This window comes from Streptomyces sp. STR69 (assembly GCF_024519455.1).
Lineage (GTDB): Bacteria > Actinomycetota > Actinomycetes > Streptomycetales > Streptomycetaceae > Streptomyces.
Window position 1 is genome coordinate 31,878 of the sequence record NZ_JALJRY010000001.1, and the last position, 20,367, is coordinate 52,244.

A 20,367-nucleotide genomic window follows, 5' to 3' on the forward strand; every position below is an offset into this window, starting at 1 on the left:
ACGGGGGGTGTCACGGCACGGGCGCCCGACCTATCGTTCGGTTCATGACTGAGCCGTTGACAGTACCCGCGTACGAACTCGCCCAGGTCAACATCGGCAGACTCCAATTCCCTCTGGACTCCCCGGAGTTGAAGGACTTCGTGGACGCCCTCGACCCCGTGAACGCCGTCGTCGACAAGGCCGAGGGTTTTGTGTGGCGCCTCCAGTCCGACTCCGGCAACGCGACCGACGTCCCCGTACTCGGCGACGACTGGCTGATCATCAACATGTCGGTGTGGCGCGACACGGACACCCTGACCGCGTTCATGTACCAAGGGCAGCACCGGGAGTTGCTGGCCCGCCGCCGCGAGTGGTTCGAGCGGATGCGGGAGGCGATGGTCGCCCTGTGGTGGGTCCCGGCGGGCCACCGCCCCACGGTCGCGGAGGCGGAGGAACGCGTCCTGCACCTCCGCGCCCACGGCCCGACCCCGTACGCGTTCACCCTGCGGACGTCGTTCCCGCCCCAGGGCGCGGAGCCGACCGCACCGGTCGACATCCCTGAGGGGCTGGGCTGTTCGGTCTAGTCGGTCTGGATCCCGGGGCCGGGCAGGGGCTCGCGGCAGCGCAGCCAGTCCTGCGGCACGCCGTCGAGTCCCGTCCGGGCCGCCACGATGCCGCCGGTGATGGCGCAGGTGGTGTCGACGTCACCGAAGCCCTCGGCGGTGGTCCACAGGGCGGAGGTCAGGTCGTCCGGGTGCCCGGCGGCCGACCAGACGGCGAAGGGGACGGTGTCGTCGGCGCGGATGCGCTGACCGTTGCCGAGGAGGTCGGCGGCCCGCCACGGCTCGGTGGCGAACGGCACCTCGACGGCCCGTACAAGCCCATCCCTCACGGCGCTGTCGGGCGTCCGCGCCGCCACCGCCTCCAGGGTCAGCTCCCGCCGCACGGAGAGCGCGGCGGCGACGGCCACGGCGACCGCGCCGGCGATGCCCTCCGGGTGGGCGTGGGTGACCTCGGCGGACAGGGTCGCCTGGGTCACGACACGGTCGAGGTCGTCGTGGAACCACGCGCCCAGCGGGGCGGCGCGCATCGCGGCACCGTTGCCGAGGCTGCCCTGGCCGTCGAACAGCTCGCGCGCCAACTCCCGCCAGCGGTGCGGTTCCTGGAGCAGCACGGGCAGCAACTGGTGCATGCCGTAGCCGTATCCCCGGGCCGGATCGGCGTCGTAGCCGAGCGCGAAGGCCCGGGCGAGGGGCTCCTGCCGGATCTCCCCGTGCTCGTCGAGCACCCGGAGGATACCGAGGGCCATCGCCGTGTCGTCCGTCCAGTGCCACGCCGGTTCCTCGGGGGTGCGCCGGGCGCGGACCTCGTCGTAGGCCCGGCGGGGTTCACGGAAGATCGGGAACCAGCGTTCGCCGAACGCGTCGCCCAGGGCGAGACCCTCCAAACTGCGGCGGGCCGGGGTCACTTGGCCTTCCTCGTCTCCGAACGGACCTGCAGGGTCATCTTCGCGGAGAGTGCCAGGTCGACGTCGGAGGGGTCCTGGGTGAGGGTCTCCGCAGTGGTCCAGGCGACGTCGGCGGCGGTGTTGCCGTCGGCCCAGGCACAGGCGGGATAGGTGACGGTGACGCTGAGCTTCTTCTGGCTGACCACCTCGCAGGAGATCGTGACCCCGCCCTCGGTGAAGTCCTTGGGCGGTACGGCGACGGTCACCCCGTCCACCTCACCGGTGCCCTTCAACATGCCCTCGCGGGCCTCGTCCGTGTTCTTGAACCGGCCGTACATCCCCGACAGCACCAACGTGCCCTTGGTCGCGTCGCCGTTCAGGGTGTAGGTGCCGACGACACCCACGGTGTCCTTGGCGTCCCAGGAACCGTCCGCCTCCTGCTCGATCTTCCGCCCCTCGGTGTCCGAGAGGTTGTCCGCGAGCTCGAAACGGCCGTCGACCAGCGTCCTGGGCAGGGTCAGCACGAAGTCGGCCTCGGGAAACCGGGTGGCGGACTGGCTTCCGACCGTCAGCACCACGGCCATGAAGACCACCGCCGCCGCGCCGAGCCCCCCACCGACGATCCCCAGCACGAACCCGATCCCGCGCTTCTTCGCGGGCGGCGGGAACGCGGGCGGAGGAGCACCCCAGCCGTAGGGCTGTTGACCGTACGGGGGCTGGCCGTAGGGCTGCTGCGGCGGCCCGAACTGCTGCGCGGGATACGGCTGTTGAGGGTACTGCTGCGGGTACGGCTGCTGGGGTTGCGGCTGTTGGGGATACGGCGGCTGCTGCGGCGGCGGAGGCATGGACACGACAGCACCGTACATGCGGGATATGCAGAACTTGCGAGCAGAGGGATTGACGAGCTTGCTGACAAGCAGTCTCATAAGACTTCGGAGGATGTGACCCCGGGTAACACACCGACGTGCGAGGTGGCAGAACCATGACGACCCTGACCGAAGCCGACGCGGTCGACGGGCTGCGCGACGCGCTCGGCCTGCTCAAGGACCGCGAGCAGGTGGCCGAGCGGCTGCTCGCCTCCTCCGCCAGGCACTCCTTCGACCCCGACAAGGAACTCGACTGGGACGCGCCCTTCGAGGACGGCAAGTGGTTCTGGCCGCCGGAACTGGTGTCGCTGTACGACACCCCGCTGTGGAAGCGGATGGGCGAGGAGCAGCGGATCCTGCTCTCACAGCACGAGGCCGCGGCGCTCGCCTCGCTCGGTATCTGGTTCGAGCTGATCCTGATGCAGCTGCTCGTCCGGCACATCTACGACAAGGCGGCGACCAGTGCGCATGTGCGCTACGCGCTCACCGAGATCGAGGACGAGTGCCGGCACTCGAAGATGTTCGCGCGGCTGATCTCCCGTGGGGACGCGCCCTGGTATCCGGTGAGCCGGGCCCACCAGAACCTGGGGCGACTGTTCAAGACGGTCTCCACCACGCCCGGTTCCTTCACCGCGACGCTGCTCGGGGAGGAAGTCCTCGACTGGATGCAGAGGTTGACGTTTCCGGACGAGCGGGTGCAGACGTTGGTGCGGGGGGTGACGCGCATCCATGTGGTGGAGGAGGCGCGTCATGTCCGGTACGCCCGGGAGGAGTTGAGGCGGCAGATGGTCACCGCGCCGCGGTGGTCGCAGGAGTTCACGCGGGTCACGTCCGGTGAGTTCGCCCGTGTCTTCTCCGTCGCCTTCGTGAATCCCGAGGTGTACACGAACGTGGGGCTCGACCGGCGGGAGGCGGTGGCGCAGGTGCGGGCGAGTGGGCATCGGCGGGAGGTCATGCAGAACGGGTCGAAGAAGCTGACCGACTTCTTGGACGACATCGGAGTGCTGCGGGGTGTTGGGCGACGGTTGTGGAGAGCCTCGGGGTTGCTCGCTTGAGTTCACAGTGCGGGTGCGTCGTGGCTGGTCGCGCCCGCCCGACTACCCTGCACCCATGCCCCCTGCCGCGCCCGCCTACCGCCGTCTCACCGTCGAGGAACGCCGCAGCCAGCTCCTCGAAGCCGCCCTCACCCTCTTCGCGCACCGCGCGCCCGAAGAGGTGTCCCTCGACGACGTGGCGGAGGCAGCCGGCGTCTCGCGCCCCCTGGTGTACCGGTACTTCCCGGGCGGCAAGCAGCAGCTCTACGAGGCCGCCCTGCGTTCCGCCGCCGAGGAACTCCAGCAGTGCTTCGACGAACCGCGCGAGGGCCCCCTCCTCCCCCGTCTCTCCCGCGCCCTCGACCGCTACCTCGGCTTCGTCGACCAGCACGACGCCGGTTTCAGCGCGCTGCTCCAGGGCGGGAGCGTGGTGGAGACGTCTCGTACGACGGCCATCGTGGACGGGGTCCGGCGGGCCGCCGCCGTGCACATCCTCAGCCATCTCGGCGTCACCGAACCGGGCCCACGGCTGCGGATGACCGTACGGATGTGGATCACGGCCGTCGAGGCGGCCTCCCTCATCTGGCTCGACGAGGACAAGCAGCCGCCCGCCGACGAGCTGCGGGACTGGCTGGTCGAACAGTTCGCGGCGGTGCTGTCGGTGACGGCCCGACGGGACCCGCAGACCGCCGAGCTTGTCCGGGCCCTCGCGACGGATGCCTGACACTGATCCCGTGAAGAGCGAAGAAACCCCGTTCGAGGGCGGCCCCATGGACGGGCGTTCCCTGCCGGTGCTGGTCGGCCCCACCGGGAACCCGCCGAAGACCTACCGCATCCCGGTCCCCGACGACGCCGGTGGCCCGCCCACGATCCTCGTCTACCGCCGGGTCCCCCGCGCCCACAGCAAGCGGCTCGGTCTGCCCAAGGGCTGGAAGTACGAGTTCGATCCGGAGGGGAAGCGCGGCAGCGGCCTGCGCTGGCCCTGGTCCAAACCGGACCCCGCACCAGACGCCACGCCGGGCGGCAAGCCGGACGACACCCACGGGTGACCAGGTTGCGCCGAACCGCGCACACCCGGCGCGCGGACCCGGCGCCCCCGTCTGATGCTCACGATGCGGGGCGGAAGTGCCGCCGCGCACCGGAGGTGATGACGTGTCAGGAAGGCTTCTGCGTCTGGTCTGTACGGCGACGGTGGCGGCCGGCACCGTCCTCGCACCGCTGCCCGCCGCGGCCGTACCCGATCCGCAGCCGCCCGGACAGCGGCCCGTGGCCGAGCTGCTGACGGACCTTCAGACGCTGTACCGGGACGCCGAGCAGGCCACGGAGACGTACAACGCCACCGAGGAGCAGCTGACGAAGCAGCGCACGGAGGTCGACCGTCTCGACTCCGAACTGGCCCGCGCCCGCCTCACCCTGCACGACAGCCGAGGCGCGGCCGGCCGGCTGGCCCGCGAGCAGTACCAGAACAGCACGGCCATCTCCCCGTACGTACGACTGCTCCTCGCCCGTGATCCGCAGCACGCGCTCGACGAGGGCCATGTCATCGGCCAGTTGGCGCGGGAGCGGGCCGAGACGGTGGGCCGGCTGCTCGGCAGCGAGAAGAAGAACGACGGCCTGGCCCGCGCGGCCCGCAAGGCCCTGGACACCCAACTCACCCTGTCCGCACGGCAGAAGAAGGACCGCGACGACGTACGGAACCGTCTGGCCGACGTCGAGAAGCTCCTCACCGCCCTCACCCCCGACCAACTCACCGCGCTGGCAGCCTTCGAGAAGACCGACGTCGACAAGGCGCAGCAGCAGCTGGTCACTTCGGGCGCCCTGGGCACCGACGACCGCGAACCCTCCCGCTCCGGCGACCGAGCCCTCCGCTACGCCGTCCAACAGATCGGCAAGCCGTACGAGTGGGGAGCGGAGGGCCCCAAGACGTACGACTGCTCGGGCCTGACGTCGGAGGCATGGGGCCACGCGGGCACCCCGATCCCCAGGACCAGCGAAGAGCAGTGGGCGCAGCTGCCGAGAATCCCGCTCGCCGAACTGCGCCCCGGCGACCTGGTCATCTACTTCCCCGAGGCAACGCACGTGGCGATGTACCTGGGCGACGGAAAAATCGTCCAGGCCCCGCGCACAGGGGAAAAGGTCCAGGTATCGCCGATCGCGAGCTACCCGATCCTGGGAGCCGTACGCCCGGACCAGGCGCCCTGAAGGGGCGCGGGGAACTGTGCGACCAGCCACAACGGACCCGCAGCCGCCGACTCACCACACCCCGAACGGCGATCAGGCCCCGGCCACAGAAGCCAGGTACGCCCCCGTCTTCTCCGGCTCATAGAAGAAGTTCTCAAAGTCCGCCGGATCGTCGAACGCGTTGGCGAACCGATCCGCCACCGGCTGCAACTGCCCAGCCGCACCAATGAGGTTGAGGATGTGCTCCGGCGGCGGAGACAACATCGCGTTGGTCCACTTGGTGACGTGCTGCGCGGTGTCCCAGTACCGCTCGAACGTCGCGTGCATCCAGTCCCCGTCGAATTCCTTCTCCCCGTGTTCGAGGATCGACGCGAGATACGAAGCGGCGCACTTGGCCGCGGAGTTGGAGCCCTGCCCGGTGATCGGGTCGTTGGCGACGACGACATCAGCCACCCCCAGGACCAGCCCACCACCAGGGAGCTGCCCCACCGGATGACGAACAGTGGGCGCGTAGCGGCCGGCCAACGTGCCGCCGGCATCCGTGAGTTCGACGTTCCGCGCCCGGTCGTACTCCCAGGGCGTGAACTTCTCCATGAGTTCCAGGGTCAGGGAGAGGTGCTCGCCCGGGTCCTTGACGCCGTTGAAGACGTCCAACGGCCCGCCGGGTATGCCTTCCCAGAACAGTATGTCCGCGCGGCCGGACGTCGTGAGCGTCGGCATGACGAACAACTCGCCCACGCCGGGCACCAGGTTGCAGCGGACGGCGTCGTACTCCGGGTGCTCCGGACGCGGGCCCAGACCGTGGACGTAGGAGACCGCGAGCGCGCGCTGCGGTTCGGTGTACGGGGAGCGCTCCGGGTCGCGGCCGAACATCGACACCAACTCGCCCTTGCCCGCCGAGACGAGGACGAGGTCGTACGTACGGGAGAAGTAGTCGAGGTCGCCGACCGCCGCGCCGTGGATGACCAGTTGGCCGCCGCGCTGGGCAAACGTCTCCATCCAGCCGGCCATCTTGACCCGCTGGTCGACCGACTGCGCGTACCCGTCGAGCCTGCCCACCCAGTCGATCACGCGCTGTGTCGGCCCCGGGTCGTGCGAGCCGGGCGCGGCGACCGAGACGCCGAGTCCTTCGATCTTCGGGGCCTGGGACTCCCAGAAGTTCAGCTGGAGATCGCGCTCGTGCCCCAGTGCCGTGGTGAACATGCACTGCGTCGACATGACCCGTCCGGTGCGGATCTCGTCCGCGGTCCGGTTGGACATCAGGGTGACCTCGTACCCGTGCGACTGGAGTCCGAGGGCGAGTTGGAGCCCGGACTGGCCGGCTCCGACGACGAGTATCTTCCGCATACGGGTGGTGGCTCCTTGGTCGGGTCTCGGCGGCTTGAGGACTGCTCGGGCGGCTACTCGGGGGTGACGTCCAGCGCGTGGGCGACGAGTGCGAGCAGGGTCTCGATGGCCGAGATCCGCCGCCGCGCATCCATGATCATTACAGGTATGTGCGCGGGAATCGTCAATGCCTCCCGCACATCCTCCGGGTCGAACCGCTCGCTGCCGACGAAGTGGTTGACCGCGACGACGTACGGCAGACCGCAGCTCTCGAAGTAGTCCAGCGCGGGGAAGCAGTCCTTGAGGCGGCGGGTGTCGGCAAGGACGACGGCACCGATCGCGCCGCGCACCAGGTCGTCCCACATGAACCAGAACCGCTGCTGGCCCGGCGTACCGAACAGGTAGAGCACCAGGTCGTCGTCGAGGGTGAGGCGGCCGTAGTCCATGGCGACCGTGGTGGTCGTCTTCTCCGGGGTGCCCGTGAGGTCGTCGGTGTCCTCGCTGGCCTCGGTCATCAGCGCCTCCGTCTGGAGGGGCTGGATCTCGGAGACGGCGCCGACCATGGTGGTCTTGCCGGCGCCGAAACCACCGGCCACCACGATCTTCGTGGCGACCGGTGCGCGGGTGCGGTCCAACTGCCAGGCCCGCGGCTGCTCCTCGTCGTCGAGGAGCGGGGAGACGCCGTAGGCGGCGGCGTCAGAGACGACGGAGTCCACTCAGCACCCTTTCCAGCAGAGCGCGGTCAGGACGGCCCGGGCCGTGACCGGTCCCGGTTCCGTACACACGGATCTTTCCCTGGTCCGCGAGATCGCTCAGGAGCACGCGGACCACACCGAGCGGCATCTTCAGCAGCGCGGCGATCTCGGCCACCGTGCGCATACGGCGGCAGAGTTCGACGATGGCGCGCATCTCCGGCATGACCCGGGTGTTGAGCGAACCGTTCGTCAACTCCTTGCGTTCCTCGGGGGCTTCGAGCGCCGCCACGAAGGTCTCCACCAGGAGGACATGGCCGAAGCGGGTACGGCCCCCGGTGAGCGAGTAGGGGCGCACCCGGGCGGGTTTGCGGTCGCCGCCGCGCACGGGGAGCTTGTTCGGCGTACTGCCGCTGCCGCCGCCGTTCATCGGGCACTCTCCGCGGACGCGTCTTCCAGGGATTTCCGCAGTTCGCTGCGGAGTTCGGGGGTCAGCACATGTCCGGCGCGGCCGACGAAGAGCGCCATGTGGTACGACACGACGCTCATGTCGCAGTCCGCGGAGCCGTGCACACCGAGCAGCGAACCGTCGCTGATCGACATGACGAACAGGCTGCCCTCCTCCATCGCGACCATGGTGTGCTTCACCGGGCCGGAGTCCATCAGCTTGGAGGCGCCGATGGTGAGGCTGCCGATGCCGGAGACGATGGTGGCGAGGTCGGCGGAGGAGCCGCGCGGGCCGGTGCGCCTGGCCTCGAGGGACTCCCGGGCCTGCTCGTTGCGGTCGGGGTCGGAGGAGAGGAGCAGCAGGCCGTCGGAGGAGACGACCGCGACCGACTGGATGCCGGACACTTCCTCGACCAGGTTGCTCAGCAGCCAGTGCAGGTTGCGGGCTTCACTGCTCAGTCCGAAGGTACTGGGCGCGGTCAACTGCTTGCCTCCTCGACGGTGCCCCCCGTGGCTTCTTCGGATGGTGCGGTCGTGCCGCGGGGTGCCGGGACCGGGTTCTGGCCGGTCCGTTCGGCGATCTCCGCTTCTACGTCCCGATAGCCGGCGGAGGCTCCGGCGCGGAAGCCGCCGAGTCTGCGGCGCAGGGCTTCGGCGTCCACAGTGCCGGTCCGCTTGCGCGGGGCCTGTTCGGGTTGGGTGATCTTGGGGGTGCGTTTGGGGAGGCCCTTGGCTGTGACGGGGTCCTCGTCGGCCCGCGTGTGCTCGGCCTCGGCTTCGCCGTCGGCCTTGCTTTCGCTCCCACCCGCAACGCCCGTGCGGCTCTCGTCGTCGGGCGCGGGTGGCCCCTGTGGGGCGCCTTCGCCGTCGGCGGCCAGCGGCAGCAGGAGTTCCATCGTCGTCTCGGCGGGGGTCTCCCGTACCGCCTTCTCCGCCAGCGCGACCAGCGGATCCTCGTCCGGCTTCGAACGGGCGTGCAGGACGTTGGAGTTGGCCTCGGCGGCTGCGCCGGGCAGGGAGTAGGAGTGCGTGGTCGCGGCGGCCGGTGAGGACGTCGGTACGGCCGTCATCGGGGCCGCCGCCAGGAGCGGGCCGGGCAGGACCACGACCGCCGCGATGCCGCCCTGCTTCTGGTCGCGGAGCTGGACGCGGACGCCGTGGCGGTGGGCCAGACGGGCCACGACGTACAGGCCGAGGCCGAGACCCTCCTCGCCCTCCTGGTCGTAGGGCGAGTCCGGGTCGAACTCGGTGAGGCGGGTGTTGAGGCGGGTCATGCGGTCGTCGGTCATGCCGATGCCCTCGTCCTGGACGGAGAGCATGACCTCGCCGTTCTCCAGGAGCCAGCCGGAGATCTCGACGGGGGCGTCCGGCGGGGAGAACGAGCTGGCGTTCTCCATGAGTTCGGCCAGGAGGTGGCTCAGGTCGTCCGCCGCGAAGCCCGCCACGTGCGCGTGCGGCGGGAGTGCCGAGATGCGGACGCGTTCGTAGCGCTCGATCTCGCTGACGGCCGCCCGGACGACGTCGACGAGCGGGACCGGGCCCGCGTGCTGCTGGACGTGTTCGGTGCCGGCGAGGACGAGGAGGTTCTCGCTGTGCCGGCGCATGACCGTGGCGAAGTGGTCGAGCTTGAAGAGGGTGGAGAGCCGGTCGGGGTCCTGCTCGCGCTCCTCCAGGCCCTCGATGACGGCGAGTTGGCGCTCCACTAGGCCGAGGGTGCGCAGCGCGAGGTTGACGAAGGTGCCGCCGATGCTGGTGCGCAGGCGCTCCAACTGGTCGCTGGAGTCGGTGACTTCGGCCCGGAGTTCCTCGCGGGCGTCGGCCATCCGCTGGCGCTGGCCGACCAGGTGCTTGCGGTCGGCCTCCAGGGTGGCGATCCGCTCGTGCAGGGCGACGGCGTGTGCGTGCAGGGAGTTGACCGAGCGGACGACCTGGGCGAACTCGTCGTTGCGGCCGGTGAACTTGATGGCTTCCTCGGCCGCCGGGTCCTCGGCGCCGGCCAGCCGTGCCGAGCCGCGGCGCAGCACCGACAGCGGGCGGGTGAGGGTGCGGGCCATGGCGGTGGCGATACCGACGGCGAGCAGCATGAGGGCGCCGAGGATCGCGACGCGCAGTTCCAGCGCCTTGACGTCGTCGTCGCGCAGTTGGGCGAGGTCCTTGGAGCGGCGCTCGTAGAGGGCCGACTCCTCGCCGCGCATCAGGTCGACGCGGGCGGAGAGCGCCGCGTCGAGCTTCTTGGTGCTGGTGTCCAACTCGCTGTCGGACAGCGTGGGTTGGTCGGTGAGGGAGGCGAGGTACTTCTCGGCGGAGTTGACCTCGGGTCCGGTGACCGTGGAGTCGTAGCCCGCCAGGGCGGTCTTCGTCGCGGAGTCGCGGAAGTCGGCGAGGGCGGCGTCGGAGCGCAGCCGGGCCTGCTGGGCGGCGGCGCTGAGGGCGTCGCGCTGCTTGGTCTGGGCGCTCGTGGAGGTGGTCTCGGTGACCGGGAGACCGGTGATGGGGCTGATGACCGTCGTGGTGCTGGTCGGCACGTTCAGTGCGGCCAGCAGCAGTCCGCGGGCGGCGGCGGCCTGCTGGACGGCGGCGTCGAGTTCGGCGAGCGCGTAGGCGCCGGACCCGGCCCGCGGCGGCATCTGCTCGGCCAACTGCTCGGCGAGCCGGTGCAGTTCGGTGATGGCGCCGGAGTACGCGATGTGCGCCTCCAGGGCGCTGCTCTGGCCGGTGAGCGCGGCCCGTCGTACGGCGGCGACGTCGTCGAGGTCCGAGCGGAGCGCGGCGGAGATGTCGGTGTCGGCGCGCAGCTCCTCGACCTGCCGGTCGACGCGGGCGCTGCGGTCCTCGTCGGGGGCCCGGGACTTGGGGCGCCCGGCGGCGATGTACGAGGTGACCTCGTCGCGCTCGTCGGCGAGCGAGTGGGCCAGCGACAGGGCGTCCTGGGTCTGCTCGGCGAGCGTCACCAGGTCCTGGGAGTCGTGGAGTTGGCCGGAGGCGGTGATGAGGGAGGGGACACCGGCCGCGGCGATGGCGGCGGCCACGACGGCCACGGCGACGATGAGCCGGTTGCGGACGTGGGTGCTGCGCCCCTTGCCCGCGGGGTCGGGTGTGACGGCACCGGTGGCGCCCCCCTGAGGGGCCGTCTGCTTGGCAGTGCGCCGAGGCCGCTTTTTCTGCACCGGTGCTCGCATTCCTGACTCGTGATACCCATGGGGCCGGGTGACGCTCCGTCATCCCGGTACGGCGACCCTCCCAGTGCCGGTGGGCAGCGGTCGCGCATCATCCGGGCCGCCACCCGAAGGAGTGAACCCCGTCGGGGAGTTGGCGGGCAAGTTCCGTCGGCCCGTCCTACGGCCTTGTGGGCAGCGCCGGTTGGACGTGAGCGGCGGGCTTTGGCAGGATTCGCCGCCACGCATTCCCGGAGTGATCCATTCCAGCCCAAACCAGGCGTCTGACCTGCATGACTGCGCTGATTCGGTAACCAGTGCCAACCTTTGGCAGGGCCTGTGAAGAGGTCGTGCAGACTGGCCGAATGCGTACGGAACTTGTGTCGGAACCCGGCGACCCGGACCGCCCCGACGAGGACTTCGCGAGCGTCGGCCTCCCGGCCTCGGGACAGGGCGGTTCGCTGATCGTCCTGGATGGCGTGACCCCACCGAGAGGGGAGACGGGCTGTCTGCATCCGGTGCCCTGGTACACCGCGCGGCTGGGCGGCGCGCTGACCGAACTGACCGTTTCCTGCCGGGATCTGACGCTGGCGGAGATTCTCTCCCGGGCGATCCTCCGAACATCCGAGGCCCACTCCACCACCTGTGACCTTTCTCACCCACGCACCCCTCAGGCAACCGTGGTGCTGGCCCGCTGGTCCCCGCGTGAGATCGAATATCTGGTCCTTTCGGACTCCGCCCTGCTGGTCGACTCCCCGGCCGGCGAGGTGACCGCCGTACTGGACGACCGTCTGTCGCGGCTGCCGCGCGCCGCCCTGGCCACGGACGAGCTGATCGACGCCACGCTCCGTAACAAGGAGGGCGGCTTCTTCACGGCCGCCGCCGATCCCTCGGTCGCCGAACGGGCGGTGACGGGCACGCTTCCCCGCACCGGGGTCCGCGCCCTCGCCGCCCTGACGGACGGGGCGACGAGGTGGGTGGACAAGTTCGGCCGGGGCGACTGGGCGGAGTGCTTCGCCCTCGTGGAGAAGGAGGGGGCGGCGGAGCTGGTGCGCCGGGTGCGGGCGCTGGAGCGGGCCGACGCGGAGACGCGGACGTATCTGCGGCGGAGCAAGACGCACGACGACGCGACGGTCGTGTACGTCGAGCTGTGAGCCGCTACCTCCGCAGCTTCCGCTTGGGACTCACTTCTCCATGACGCCGTTCAACCGGTGGAGCAGCCGGGCGAGTTCGGCGACCTCGCGGCGGTCCCAGTGGGAGAGCTGGCTGACGTAGCGCTCGCGCCGGGCCTCGCGGACATGGGTGACCCGGCGGCAACCCTCGTCGGTGAGGTCGACCAGCCAGGCGCGGCCGTCCGCCGGGTCGGGCTCGCGGGCGATCAGGCCCAGCTCCTCCAGGGCGCGCAGCTGGCGGGACATGGTGGCCTTGCCGACGCCGATGTAGGCGGCCAGTTCCGTGGCCCGCTGCCGGCCGTACTCCTCCAGCCGGACCAGCAGGCCGTACGCGGCGGACTCCAGGTCGGGGTGGACCTCACGGGCCATCTCGCCCTGGTTGGCCCGGGCCCGCCGCAAGAGGAACGTCAACTCGCGTTCCAGGGACAGGTATTCGGGATCCGGAATCCCGCTGTCACTTCTGTCCTCGTCCTTGTGCACATCAGCACCCATGGTCTGCTTTCCTGATCGTGAAAGTCGCCGCAGTTTCGCCAGTATTTCGCAGGGTGGGACCTACGTACGACGAAGGCCCGGGCCCCTCGTGAAAGGGACCCGGGCCTTCACCTGACCGGTGGCGTCCGTCACGCCGCCACCGGAACCTCCGACGTCGCGCCGTTCGTCGCGGGCGACAGGGCCAGCTCCAGGACCTGGCGGACGTCCGTCACCGCGTGGACGTCGAGCTTGTCCAGGACCTCGGCCGGGACGTCGTCCAGGTCGGGCTCGTTGCGCTTCGGGATGATCACCGTGGTGACCCCCGCCTGGTGCGCGGCGAGCAGCTTCTGCTTCACCCCGCCGATCGGGAGGACCCGGCCGGTCAGCGAGACCTCACCGGTCATCGCCACGTCCGTACGGACCAGCCGGCCGCTGAGCAGCGACGCGAGGGCCGTCGTCATCGTGACACCCGCGCTCGGGCCGTCCTTCGGCACCGAACCCGCCGGGAAGTGGATGTGCACGCCCCGGTCCTTCAAGTCGGCGACGGGCAACTCCAGTTCGGCTCCGTGCGAGCGCAGGAACGACAGGGCGATCTGCGCGCTCTCCTTCATCACGTCACCGAGCTGACCGGTCAGGGTCAGACCCGCCGCGCCCGTCTCCGGGTCGGCCAGCGACGCCTCGACGTAGAGGACGTCACCGCCGGCGCCGGTGACCGCGAGGCCGGTGGCGACACCGGGGACCGCCGTGCGGCGCTCCGCCGGGTCCTGGGCGGACTCGGGCACGTGGTGCGGGCGGCCGATCAGCCCGCGCAGGTCGGCGTCGGTCACCGTGAACGGCAGCTTCCGCTCGCCCAGTTCGTGCTGCGCTGCGATCTTGCGCAGCAGCCGGGCGACGGACCTCTCCAGGGTGCGGACGCCCGCCTCACGGGTGTACTCACCGGCGAGCTTGCGCAGCGCGCTCTCGTCGATGACGACCTCGTCGTCCTTGAGCCCCGCCCGCTCCAGCTGGCGCGGGAGCAGGTGGTCACGGGCGATGACGACCTTCTCGTCCTCGGTGTAACCGTCCAGCCGGACCAGTTCCATCCGGTCGAGCAGCGCCTCCGGGATGGCTTCGAGCACGTTGGCCGTCGCCAGGAACACCACATCGCTCAGGTCGAGTTCGACCTCCAGGTAGTGGTCGCGGAAGGTGTGGTTCTGCGCGGGGTCGAGGACTTCGAGCAGGGCCGCGGCCGGGTCGCCCCGGTAGTCGGACCCCACCTTGTCGATCTCGTCCAGCAGGACCACCGGGTTCATGGACCCGGCCTCCTTGATGGCGCGGACGATACGGCCGGGCAGCGCACCGACGTACGTACGCCGGTGACCGCGGATCTCCGCCTCGTCCCGCACACCGCCGAGCGCGACCCGCACGAACTTGCGGCCCATCGCGTGCGCGACGGACTCGCCGAGCGAGGTCTTGCCGACACCGGGCGGACCGACGAGGGCCAGTACGGCACCGCCGCGTCGGCCACCCACAACACCCAGGCCCCGCTCGGCGCGCCGCTTGCGCACGGCCAGGTACTCGGTGATGCGCTCCTTCACGTCGTTCAGACCGGCGTGCTCGGCGTCGAGGATCGCCTTGGCGCCCTGGATGTCGTACTCGTCCTGGGTCCGTTCGTTCCACGGCAGTTCGAGGACGGTGTCCAGCCAGGTGCGGATCCACGACCCCTCGGGCGACTGGTCGGAGGACCGCTCCAGCTTCTCGACCTCCTTGAGCGCGGCCTCGCGGACCTTCTCGGGGAGATCGGCGGCCTCGACGCGGGCCCGGTAGTCGTCGGACTCCTCGCCGTCCTTGGCCGAATCGCCGTTCAGCTCGCGCAGTTCCTTGCGGACGGCTTCGAGCTGGCGGCGCAGCAGGAACTCGCGCTGCTGCTTGTCGACGCCTTCCTGCACGTCCTTGGCGATGGTCTCGGCAACGTCCTGCTCGGCGAGGTGGTCGCGCAGGTGCTGGGTGGCGAGCTTGAGGCGGGCCACCGGGTCGGCGGTCTCCAGCAGCTCGATCTTCTGTTCAGTGGTCAGGAAAGGTGAGTAACCGGAGTTGTCGGCGAGCGTGGACACGTCGTCAATGGCCTGCACGCGGTCGACGACCTGCCAGGCCCCCCGCTTGCGCAGCCACGCCGTGGCCAGCGCCTTGTACTCCTTCACCAGCTCGGTCACCGAGCCGGGTACAGGTTCGGGCAGGCTCTCGTCGAGCGCGGTGCCCTCGACCCAGAGCGCGGCACCGGGACCGGTGGTCCCGGCGCCGATCTTCACGCGGCTACGGCCGCGGATCAGCGCGCCCGGGTCGCCGTCGGCCAGCCGGCCGACCTGCTCGATCGTGCCGAGCACACCCGTGCTCGCGTAAGTCCCGTCGATGCGTGGCACCAGCAGGACCTTGGGCTTTCCGGGCTCGGACCGGGCGGCGGCCTGGGCGGCCTCCACAGCGGCGCGTACATCGGTGTCGTTCAGGTCCAGCGGAACCACCATTCCGGGCAGCACGACCTCGTCGTCGAGCGGCAGCACGGGCAGGGTGAGCGGTGTGGACGTCGAAGCCATGATCTCCCCTTAGGCAGTCAAGTTGAGCTATGCCGACTCAATGCTTGGGCGTCTTCGATTGTTCCCCACCGGTTGTTCGCCGTGAGCGATCAGCGATAGCGGGCCCGCCTCAGTGCAGGTCAACACGGAAACGGGGCGGGGGCTTCCCGGACGCGCGTCAGGGCTCGGTGCGGGACGCCCCCGTCCGGGCGGCCGACACCACCGACCACCTCGACGCGGACATCGGCGACGAAGGCGTCGCGGCAGCGGCCCCGGTCGCCGGGCAATGCCCCGGCGGCGAGCGCGCTCACCCCCACTACGGACGGGACGAGCCCGTCCCCGACCTCACCGGTCTGCGCGCCCTCGCCCTCCGGGCCCTCGACCGCGTTCTGACCGAGCCGGGGTGAACACGGAGGGCGAGTCGCGAAAGTGTGACACCCACAATGGAAGTGTCACGCTTTTACGGAGAGGGTCCCCTCCGGCCGGGTGGGCCGGCGACCACCCGCCCCTGCCTCCCGCGCTCTCCCGCGGAGATGTTCATCCGCGCACTTCAGACGTACCGACCGGATCAGGCGAGCTTGCGGCCCAAGTAGGCCAGCAACTGCCCGTGCGGGGCCGCCCCGGGCGCGGGCTGGACCTCGGGACCGAAGACGCCCGGCACGCGGTACGCGTCGAAGCCGCCCAGGCCGTGCATCACCGCGAGCAGTTCCCCGCACAACTCCTCGTCCACCACAGCCTGTTGGCCCGTCGCGACCGCCAGGTCCACGCCGTGGACGCAGACCTCCGTGAAGTGGATCAGCGCGGCCATCGGGCCGGGCAGCGCGCCGAGCGAGATGTGGACGGTGGCGTCGAGGGCGCCGGGGCGGTTCCAGGCCGCGCGGTCGGTCTCGGACGCCTCCGCGTACGCGCCCCGGGGATCCCCGCCCAGCCAGTCGGACTCGTGCTCGGCGCCCGGATCGGTGCCGTTCAGTTCGGCGGCGAAGATGCGCATCCCGCCCACTGTGTGATTGAGGACGGCTCGGGCGTCCCACTCCGCGCACGGGGTGGGGTTCGCCCACTGGTCCTCGGCAACTCCCGCCACCACAAGGCCGGTTGCCGCGATCGCCCGCTCGATCCGCCGTACCGCGATCGTCTCCGCACCCGTATCCGCCACTGGGACCTCCCCCGTCCAGGACCGCGCTCGGCTGTCGACACCATTGCCACACCCCGCGCAACGACATTGTTTCGACAGGGGGCACCTCCGACGACCGTCCCACCGGTCACGTCGACATCGCGCCCACCCGCCTCGACCCGGCCGGCCGGCCGGGCGGGGAGTCAGAGCCGGGCAACCCCGACCCGGGCGATCCCGAACCGAGCCAGCCGCTCGGCCCGCTGCCAGCGCCGTATCAACGGCCAGGTCATGACGCCTATCGTGAGCGAGATCAGATGCCCCCAGTTCGTCATGGGGTCGGTGAACGCCATCAGGTCCGTGACCAGCGTCCAGCCGAACAGGGCGAGCAACGGCAGCCCGAGCCAGGGCCTGAGCAGACCGGCCAACGCTCCCGTGCTCGCGGCGACGCCGAAGCTGATGCCGTAGTCGAGGCGGTGCAGCGAGGTGTCGGGCAGATGTCCCGCCAGCACGGCCAGCCCCACGGTGCCTTCGGTCGCGAGCGTGGCCAGGATGTGCCCGGTCAGGAACACCCCGGCGGCCCGCACTCCGCCGATCCGCCGCTCCAGCGCGGTCAGCACCAGCAGAAAGAGGAACGCGTACGGCGACAGCACCCCGCCGACGATCCACAGCGCACTGGCGACCAGCACGAGGAACGGGTCGCGGAGGAGGTGGGTGACATCGGTGCTGGAGGCCTGGTGCAGCTGGCTCACCAGCGTGGGATCGGCGTACTGCGCGATGAGCGAGGTGACGACGAGCAGCGTCGCGTAACCGAAGGTGAACGGCGTCCCGGTGGGCGTGGGCAGCAGCCGCCAGGGGGCGAGGAGGCGCAGTGCGGCCGGGACTCGCGGTGCGCGGGGAACGGCCGGGGTGGACGCCGAGAGGGACACCGCGGGGCAGCTCAACTCCCAGGCCGTTTCCAGCACTTCCCGCTGTCTCGGCATCGCGTCCAGCAGAGGGGAGTCCACCTCGGTCGAAGTTGCGCCCGAAGGCGTGGCGGAGACCTGGGTATCGGCCGTCGCGGTCCGTTCCACCGTGAGGGGCTCCTTCCGTTTCACCCCACCCTTCGCCGTCCCACCTGCCGCTGTCTATGACCGACGCCACGCGAGAGCCGATTCATAGCAACCCGAAAGCTTTCTTACGCGTCCGCGGGTAGCGTGCGCGGATGACCACCGCGTACGACACTCCCCTTGTCCTGGACCGTCGCGAGGGCCCCTACGGCGAGGTGGTGCTGCGCCGGCACGGGGAGTTGCTGCAGATCATCGCCAACGGGTGCTTCCTGATGGACACTTCCGACGGGCGCTCGGAGCGGCTGCTGGTCGACGCCGCGTACGCCGCGCTGGACGGCCGCCCCCAACCGGACGTGCTGATCGGCGGGTTGGGCGTGGGTTTCTCGCTCGCGCACGCCGCCGCCGACCCCCGCTGGGGCCGGATCACGGTCGTGGAGCGCGAGCCCGCGATCGTCGAATGGCACCGCTCCGGACCGCTGTCGGCGCTCTCCGCGTCCGCTCTCGCCGACCCGCGGACCGACATTCTGAAAACGGACCTGGTCGCATTCGTCAATGAGACTTGCGCCACTTTCGATGCGCTCTGCCTCGACATCGACAACGGGCCCGGCTGGACCGTCACCGACAGCAACGACAACCTGTACTCACCGGCCGGACTGGCAAGCTGTGCAAGGGTGTTGAGGCCTGGCGGGGTGCTCGCCGTATGGTCCGCACAGCCCTCTCCGGAATTTGAGCGAACCTTACGGAATGCCGGGTTCCAGCAGGTGCGTACCGAAGAGATCCCCGTTGCCCGAGGAGTTCCCGACGTCGTGCACCTCGCCGTCCGACCTGGATAGCAAAGGCGCCGTGACTGCCCGTACCCTGCTTCCCTGACGCGGATCATTCAAGCGTCAAGCGCAGTCATGGGATCACCCCACTGGTTCCGGAAAGCACACTTCAGGGGCGGGCGATGGAGCAGACACACACCTCCCACAACGGTACGGCCACGGCCACGCCGGGCGCACAGCGCCGGGTGCTCGTGGTCGAGGACGATGCGACGATCGTCGACGCCATCGCGGCCCGTTTGCGCGCCGAGGGATTCCTCGTGCAAACCGCGGGCGACGGGCCCTCGGCCGTCGACACCGCCGAGGCCTGGCAGCCCGATCTGCTGATCCTCGACATCATGCTGCCCGGCTTCGACGGCCTGGAGGTCTGCCGCCGAGTGCAGGCCGCCCGCCCGGTGCCGGTGCTGATGCTCACCGCGCGCGACGACGAGACCGACATGCTGGTCGGGCTCGGGGTCGGCGCCGACGACTACATGACCAAGCCGTTCTCCATGCGGGAGTTGGCGGCGCGGGTGCACGTCCTGCTGCGCCGCGTCGAGCGTGCCGTGGTGGCCGCCTCCACCCCGCGCTCGGGCATCCTGCGCCTCGGCGAGCTGGAGATCGACCACGCGCAGCGCCGGGTACGGGTGCGCAGCGACGACGTGCATCTCACGCCCACCGAGTTCGACCTGCTGGTGTGCCTGGCGAACACCCCACGTGCCGTGCTCTCCCGCGAGCAGTTGCTCGCCGAGGTGTGGGACTGGGCGGACGCCTCCGGCACCCGCACCGTCGACAGCCACATCAAGGCGCTGCGCCGGAAGATCGGCGCCGAGCGGATCCGCACGGTGCACGGTGTCGGCTACGCACTGGAGACTCCGACGCCATGAGCGGCGGGCCGACGTCACGGAGGAGCCCCGGGGAGCCCTGGGGCGGCGTACGCCCGTTCTCGATCAAGACCAAACTGGGCGCACTGGTCGTCATCTCGGTGCTCATCACCACCGGGCTGATGATGATCGCCATGCGCACGGCGACGGAGCTGCGCTTCATCACGGTCTTCTCGATGATCGCCACACTGCTGATAACGCAGTTCGTGGCCCATTCGCTCACCGCGCCGCTGGACGAGATGAACACGGTCGCCCGGTCCATCTCGCGCGGCGACTACACCCGCCGGGTGCGTGAGAACCGCCGCGACGAACTGGGCGACCTGGCCGAGACGATCAACGTCATGGCCGACGAGCTGGAGGCCCAGGAGCGCCAGCGCAAGGAACTCGTCGCGAACGTCTCGCACGAGCTGCGCACCCCCATCGCGGGTCTGCGCGCCGTACTGGAAAACGTCGTCGACGGCGTCTCGGCCGCCGACCCGGAGACCATGCGGACGGCCCTGAAGCAGACCGAGCGGCTCGGGCGGCTCGTCGAGACGCTGCTGGACCTCTCCCGCCTGGACAACGGCGTCGTACCGCTGAAGACGCGCCGCTTCGAGGTGTGGCCGTACCTTTCGGGCGTGCTCAAGGAGGCCAACATGGTCGCCTCGGCGCGCGCCGGCATCGCGTCCGGCTCGGGCAGTCACACGCGCACGGACGTGCATCTGCACCTGGACGTGTCCCCGCCGGAGCTGACCGCGCTCGCAGACCCGGAGCGCATCCACCAGGTCGTCGCCAACCTGATCGACAACGCGGTGAAGCACAGCCCGGCGCACGGGCGCGTGACGGTCAAGGCACGGCGCGGGGTGCTGCCGGAGTCGCTGGAGCTGGAGGTCCTGGACGAGGGGCCCGGCATCCCGAAGGCGGAGTGGGCGCACATCTTCGAGCGGTTCAACCGGGGAGCGGTGAGCGCGCCCCACGGACCCGGCAGCGACGGCGGTACGGGCCTCGGCCTGGCGATCGCCCGCTGGGCGGTGGACCTGCACGGCGGCCGGATCGGCGTGGCCGAATCCGACCGTGGCTGCAGGATTATCGTCACCCTTCCGGGACTCTCATCCGTGCCGAGTTGACGTAAAGTTCGACCCGGAGCCACAAGATCCACGGCGGTCCGCGCTGACGGACACGTGTGATCAGGCAGAGGCCCGCGCCGTTCGCGCGCCCGGCCCGCACC

General features: G+C 70.4%; 21 protein-coding genes. 10 read left to right on the forward strand and 11 right to left on the reverse strand.

The annotated features are described in order from the left end of the window. The first annotated feature begins 44 nt into the window (after positions 1-44). Positions 45-563 carry a DUF3291 domain-containing protein gene (locus OC490_RS00140; RefSeq protein ID WP_262055686.1) on the forward strand — a complete coding sequence of 173 codons (519 nt, stop codon included), beginning with the start codon at positions 45-47 and terminating at the stop codon, positions 561-563. Here OC490_RS00140 and OC490_RS00145 read toward each other — a convergent pair. Together OC490_RS00145 and OC490_RS00150 are read right to left on the reverse strand one after the other, a co-directional pair. Continuing rightward, positions 560-1,447 carry an ADP-ribosylglycohydrolase family protein gene (locus tag OC490_RS00145; RefSeq protein ID WP_262055687.1) on the reverse strand — a complete coding sequence of 296 codons (888 nt, stop codon included), beginning with the start codon at positions 1,445-1,447 and terminating at the stop codon, positions 560-562. The two genes, OC490_RS00140 and OC490_RS00145, sit on opposite strands and share 4 nt — an antisense overlap. Further along, entirely contained in the window at positions 1,444-2,271 is an 828-nt protein-coding gene (locus OC490_RS00150) for a hypothetical protein (protein ID WP_262056272.1), read from the reverse strand. The genes OC490_RS00145 and OC490_RS00150 overlap by 4 nt, the downstream gene beginning before the upstream one ends. Before the next feature lie 137 nt (positions 2,272-2,408). On the opposite strand from OC490_RS00150, the gene OC490_RS00155 reads away from it, so the two are divergent. The 4 genes from OC490_RS00155 (at position 2,409) to OC490_RS00170 (ending at position 5,528) form a co-directional block, all read left to right on the forward strand. After that, positions 2,409-3,347, forward strand: a complete 939-nt coding sequence (locus OC490_RS00155) for an AurF N-oxygenase family protein (RefSeq protein WP_262055688.1) — start codon at positions 2,409-2,411, stop codon at positions 3,345-3,347. A gap of 55 nt (positions 3,348-3,402) precedes the next feature. After that, on the forward strand, positions 3,403-4,050 hold the full coding sequence (locus OC490_RS00160; protein WP_262055689.1) for a TetR/AcrR family transcriptional regulator: 648 nt from the start codon (positions 3,403-3,405) through the stop codon (positions 4,048-4,050). Positions 4,051-4,060: 10 nt separating this feature from the next. Next, positions 4,061-4,375: a hypothetical protein gene (locus OC490_RS00165; RefSeq protein ID WP_262055690.1), complete on the forward strand. Its 315-nt coding sequence runs from the start codon at positions 4,061-4,063 to the stop codon at positions 4,373-4,375. Between the two features lie 103 nt (positions 4,376-4,478). Continuing rightward, the gene (locus OC490_RS00170; protein WP_262055691.1) at positions 4,479-5,528 is read left to right on the forward strand and encodes a C40 family peptidase; all 1,050 of its coding nucleotides are present in this window, start codon (positions 4,479-4,481) and stop codon (positions 5,526-5,528) included. Positions 5,529-5,600: 72 nt separating this feature from the next. Here OC490_RS00170 and OC490_RS00175 read toward each other — a convergent pair whose 3' ends face one another. Genes OC490_RS00175 through OC490_RS00195 form a run of 5 tightly spaced genes read right to left on the reverse strand, consistent with a single transcriptional unit; the run spans position 5,601 to position 11,139 of the window. Continuing rightward, entirely contained in the window at positions 5,601-6,854 is a 1,254-nt protein-coding gene (locus tag OC490_RS00175) for a styrene monooxygenase/indole monooxygenase family protein (protein ID WP_262055692.1), read from the reverse strand. Between the two features lie 53 nt (positions 6,855-6,907). Beyond that, positions 6,908-7,549 (reverse strand): GTP-binding protein, encoded by a 642-nt coding sequence (locus tag OC490_RS00180; protein WP_262055693.1) that lies wholly within the window; start codon positions 7,547-7,549, stop codon positions 6,908-6,910. Then, a complete protein-coding gene (locus OC490_RS00185) occupies positions 7,530-7,955 on the reverse strand; it encodes a DUF742 domain-containing protein (RefSeq protein ID WP_262055694.1) in 426 nt (141 codons plus the stop codon). Before OC490_RS00185 ends, OC490_RS00180 begins: the two co-directional genes overlap by 20 nt. Next, positions 7,952-8,455, reverse strand: coding sequence for a roadblock/LC7 domain-containing protein (locus OC490_RS00190; RefSeq protein WP_262055695.1), 504 nt, complete (start codon positions 8,453-8,455; stop codon positions 7,952-7,954). The genes OC490_RS00185 and OC490_RS00190 overlap by 4 nt, the downstream gene beginning before the upstream one ends. Beyond that, positions 8,452-11,139, reverse strand: a complete 2,688-nt coding sequence (locus tag OC490_RS00195) for a nitrate- and nitrite sensing domain-containing protein (protein WP_262055696.1) — start codon at positions 11,137-11,139, stop codon at positions 8,452-8,454. The genes OC490_RS00190 and OC490_RS00195 overlap by 4 nt, the downstream gene beginning before the upstream one ends. A 353-nt stretch (positions 11,140-11,492) precedes the next feature. Here OC490_RS00195 and OC490_RS00200 point away from each other — a divergent pair, with 353 nt between their 5' ends. Next, the gene (locus OC490_RS00200; RefSeq protein WP_262055697.1) at positions 11,493-12,281 is read left to right on the forward strand and encodes a protein phosphatase 2C domain-containing protein; all 789 of its coding nucleotides are present in this window, start codon (positions 11,493-11,495) and stop codon (positions 12,279-12,281) included. 30 nt (positions 12,282-12,311) lie between these two features. Here OC490_RS00200 and OC490_RS00205 read toward each other — a convergent pair whose 3' ends face one another. Next, complete coding sequence (locus OC490_RS00205; RefSeq protein WP_262055698.1) at positions 12,312-12,791, reverse strand: MarR family winged helix-turn-helix transcriptional regulator; 480 nt, start codon at positions 12,789-12,791, stop codon at positions 12,312-12,314. 128 nt (positions 12,792-12,919) lie between these two features. Then, a complete protein-coding gene (lon, locus tag OC490_RS00210) occupies positions 12,920-15,340 on the reverse strand; it encodes an endopeptidase La (protein ID WP_262055699.1) in 2,421 nt (806 codons plus the stop codon). A 167-nt stretch (positions 15,341-15,507) separates the two neighbouring features. On the opposite strand from lon, the gene OC490_RS00215 reads away from it, so the two are divergent. After that, positions 15,508-15,726 carry a DUF4259 domain-containing protein gene (locus tag OC490_RS00215; RefSeq protein WP_410098442.1) on the forward strand — a complete coding sequence of 73 codons (219 nt, stop codon included), beginning with the start codon at positions 15,508-15,510 and terminating at the stop codon, positions 15,724-15,726. 161 nt (positions 15,727-15,887) lie between these two features. Here OC490_RS00215 and OC490_RS00220 read toward each other — a convergent pair whose 3' ends face one another. Next, the gene (locus OC490_RS00220; RefSeq protein ID WP_262055700.1) at positions 15,888-16,472 is read right to left on the reverse strand and encodes a TIGR03086 family metal-binding protein; all 585 of its coding nucleotides are present in this window, start codon (positions 16,470-16,472) and stop codon (positions 15,888-15,890) included. A gap of 161 nt (positions 16,473-16,633) precedes the next feature. Then, the gene (locus OC490_RS00225; protein WP_262055701.1) at positions 16,634-17,500 is read right to left on the reverse strand and encodes a rhomboid-like protein; all 867 of its coding nucleotides are present in this window, start codon (positions 17,498-17,500) and stop codon (positions 16,634-16,636) included. Between the two features lie 131 nt (positions 17,501-17,631). Here OC490_RS00225 and OC490_RS00230 point away from each other — a divergent pair, with 131 nt between their 5' ends. The 3 genes from OC490_RS00230 to OC490_RS00240 all read left to right on the forward strand — a co-directional run bounded on the left by OC490_RS00230 (position 17,632) and on the right by OC490_RS00240 (position 20,266). Then, on the forward strand, positions 17,632-18,309 hold the full coding sequence (locus OC490_RS00230) for a spermidine synthase (RefSeq protein ID WP_262055702.1): 678 nt from the start codon (positions 17,632-17,634) through the stop codon (positions 18,307-18,309). A gap of 113 nt (positions 18,310-18,422) precedes the next feature. Beyond that, positions 18,423-19,163 carry a response regulator transcription factor gene (locus tag OC490_RS00235; protein ID WP_262055703.1) on the forward strand — a complete coding sequence of 247 codons (741 nt, stop codon included), beginning with the start codon at positions 18,423-18,425 and terminating at the stop codon, positions 19,161-19,163. Beyond that, positions 19,160-20,266, forward strand: coding sequence for a sensor histidine kinase (locus tag OC490_RS00240; RefSeq protein WP_262055704.1), 1,107 nt, complete (start codon positions 19,160-19,162; stop codon positions 20,264-20,266). The genes OC490_RS00235 and OC490_RS00240 overlap by 4 nt, the downstream gene beginning before the upstream one ends. The last annotated feature ends 101 nt before the right edge of the window (positions 20,267-20,367 follow it).